Source organism: Faecalimicrobium dakarense (assembly GCF_000499525.1).
GTDB classification, from domain to species: domain Bacteria; phylum Bacillota; class Clostridia; order Peptostreptococcales; family Peptostreptococcaceae; genus Faecalimicrobium; species Faecalimicrobium dakarense.
Map to the genome: position 1 here is coordinate 1 of NZ_HG529276.1, position 3,190 is coordinate 3,190.

Genomic DNA, 3,190 nt, shown 5'->3' on the forward strand with positions numbered 1-3,190 from the left:
ATATATTATTTGTGGGCACTATATCTCCTTCAAAAAATTTAGTAAGGCTGATAAAGGCATTTAAAGAAGTCAATAAAATGAATAAGAAACTTAAATTAGTCATTGTTGGTAAAAATGGATGGAAATTTGAAGATGTATATAAAACGGTAGAAGAATTTAAATTAAATGACAGTGTGATATTTACTGGGTATGTAAGTGATGATGAATTGGAAAGTTTATACAAAAAAGCTATGTTTGTAGTATATCCATCACTATATGAAGGATTTGGATTACCACCATTAGAAGCAATGTCAAGAGATAAATCAGTGCTTGTTTCTGATATACCAGTATTAAAAGAAATACTAGGAGATGCTGCATTTTATTTTAATCCATATGATGAAGAGGATATGGTTAAACATATTCTAAACTTAACTAGTAATAAAGAATATAGAAACTCTAAAAGAGAAGTAGCATCCAAGACAGTAAATTTATATTCATGGGAAAAATGTGCACAAAAAACATATAATGTATATGAAAAACTAATGGGAGAATAAAATATGAAAAAAGCTATTTATATGATTACTACACTTTTTTATCCGTCAATAGGTGGAGTTGAAAATCATGTGTATAATTTATCTAGAGAATTTGTTAAAAAAGGTTACAATGTAAAAATTATAAATCCTGTTATAAATTATAGTAAAACAGAGAGTTATAATTTAGATGGAATAGAAATTCATAAAATATCTGTAGGTAATAAAAAAAATGAAGAAGAATATTTAAAATATAAAGAAAAATCTGGTGAAAATATTTTAGGGATGGTAAATGGTTATAAAAGAAAATATTATTACAATAAATTTAAAAAAGATGTATACAAATATATAGCTAACGATATAGATAATAGTGGTTATGATGAAATTACAATTCATCAACATGACTTTATATCAAGTATAAAGTTATCAAAGTCGTTGGCTCAAAAATATAATGTTATATTTACTAATCATACAGGAGAGTTTTTATTTTTAAAGAAATTACCGTTTAGTAATATTCCTATAAATTTACTGACAAATCATTTTAAATATATAATAGCCCCAAGTGATGAGTTAGCAGATTTTAATGGAATAAGACATAATACCACATTTTCATTTTTATCTAATGGTGTAGATGTAGATAGATTTAATGAGGTTAATGGAAGTGAAATGAATGAATTGAGAAGAAAATATAATATACCTCAAGATAAAATTGTTATATTTAGTCCAAGGAGATGGGCCCCAACTAAGGGGATAATATATTTAGTGAAATCAATAAGAGAATTAAAATCTGAAAATATAATATTTATGTTTGGAGGAAATGATTACGCAGACTATCCTGAATATAGAGATGAAATATTAGCGTATATAAAAGAAAATAACCTAGAAAATAAAATTAAATTATTGGGAAATATAGATTATCAAGTTATGGATAAATATGTAAAATTAAGTGATATTATAGCAATTCCATCATTAATGGAGGCAATAAGTTTATCTGCATTAGAAGCTATGGCTTGTGGAAAACCGGTAATATCTACAAATGTAGGTGGAATGCCACAGATAGTAAAAAATTTAGAAACAGGGATATTAGTAGAATCTAAAAATGAAATTCAATTAGGAAATGCAATAGATAAATTAGTTGTAGATGAAAATTTAAGACATATTATTGGTAAGAACTGTAGAGCATTTGTTGAAAGAAAGTATAGTTGGAAAAGTATTTCAGAAGAGACGGAATTAATATATGAAAAATATAAGAATAAAATTTAACAATAATTAAAATATAGGGGGAATGATGAAATTGAAGAAAATAAAGGTAATGACTGTATTTGGAACTAGACCGGAAGCTATCAAGATGGCCCCTTTGGTTAAGGAATTGGAGTCAAGAAAAGAGGTAGAGAGTATAGTTTGCGTAACCGCTCAACATCGTCAGATGTTAGACCAAGTTCTAGATACATTTAATATAGTTCCAAAATATGACTTGAATATAATGAAGCAAGGGCAAACATTAGTAGACATAACAACAAGAGCATTACAAGAACTAGATATGGTAATAAAAGAAGTTGAACCAGATATAGTATTAGTTCATGGAGATACAACGACTACATTAGCAGGAAGTTTAGCAGCGTTTTATAATCAGGTAAAGGTGGGGCATGTTGAGGCTGGACTTAGAACATATGACAAGTATTCACCTTATCCAGAAGAGATAAATAGACAGATTACAGGAATAATAGCAGATTTTCACTTTGCACCAACACAAGTATCAAAAGAAAATCTTTTAAGAGAAGGTAAGAAAGAAAAAAGTATATTTGTAACGGGTAACACAGCAATAGATGCTCTAAAGACTACAGTTAGGGATAATTATACTCATGAAGTTATAGAAAATCTAGGTAATGATAAAATGATATTACTTACAGCTCATAGGAGAGAAAATCTAGGAGAAAATATGATAAGTATGTTTAGTGCCATAAAAAAATAATAGATGAATTTGACGATGTTCAGGTAGTATACCCGATACATCTAAATCCTTTAGTAAGGGAAACTGCAAATGAAATATTTAAAGGTAACAAAAAGATTCATATTATAGAGCCATTAGAAGTTATAGATTTTCATAATTTTTTAAATAATTCATATATGATTATGACAGATAGTGGGGGAATACAAGAAGAAGCGCCATCTTTAGGTAAGCCTGTATTAGTACTAAGAGACACAACAGAAAGACCAGAAGGTATAAAATCTAAAACTTTAAAACTAGCAGGGACGAAAGAAGACACTATATATTCTTTAGCTAAAGAGTTGCTTATAAATAAAGAGCTATATAATGAAATGTCTAAAGCATCAAATCCATATGGAGATGGACTTGCAAGTAAATATATAGTAGATAATATAATAAATGAAATAAGAAGCTAGATTTAATTTATAAAGAAAAGAGCCATTATATATGAAACAAATTATAATACTATGCGTTATGTCATCTCTATTAAATGATTTTATAGTAAGAAATGTGCCAGCATTATCTAACCTTACTTCATTATTAACTATTATATTTATGTTTTTAGCAGGAACCTATTTAGTTAAAGGTCAAAAAGTAAAAAATATAAATATATATATTTAATATTATATGTAAACATCATATTTATATGTATACAAAGCTTATTTATAGGACTGATACCTTATATGTTTAAATT

General features: G+C 27.1%; 3 protein-coding genes and 1 pseudogene. All 4 read left to right on the forward strand.

All coding sequences use genetic code 11. From position 1 onward, the window contains the following. Positions 1–533 (forward strand): glycosyltransferase family 4 protein (locus BN899_RS05655; protein WP_042273602.1); only part of this gene is annotated, 533 nt, incomplete at its 5' end. Between the two features lie 3 nt (positions 534–536). Further along, on the forward strand, positions 537–1,772 hold the full coding sequence (locus BN899_RS05660) for a glycosyltransferase family 4 protein (protein WP_042273604.1): 1,236 nt from the start codon (positions 537–539) through the stop codon (positions 1,770–1,772). Between the two features lie 31 nt (positions 1,773–1,803). Further along, a pseudogene (gene wecB / locus BN899_RS20770) lies at positions 1,804–2,912 on the forward strand (non-hydrolyzing UDP-N-acetylglucosamine 2-epimerase). Between the two features lie 31 nt (positions 2,913–2,943). Then, positions 2,944–3,117, forward strand: coding sequence for a hypothetical protein (locus BN899_RS18960; RefSeq protein WP_154658882.1), 174 nt, complete (start codon positions 2,944–2,946; stop codon positions 3,115–3,117). The last annotated feature ends 73 nt before the right edge of the window (positions 3,118–3,190 follow it).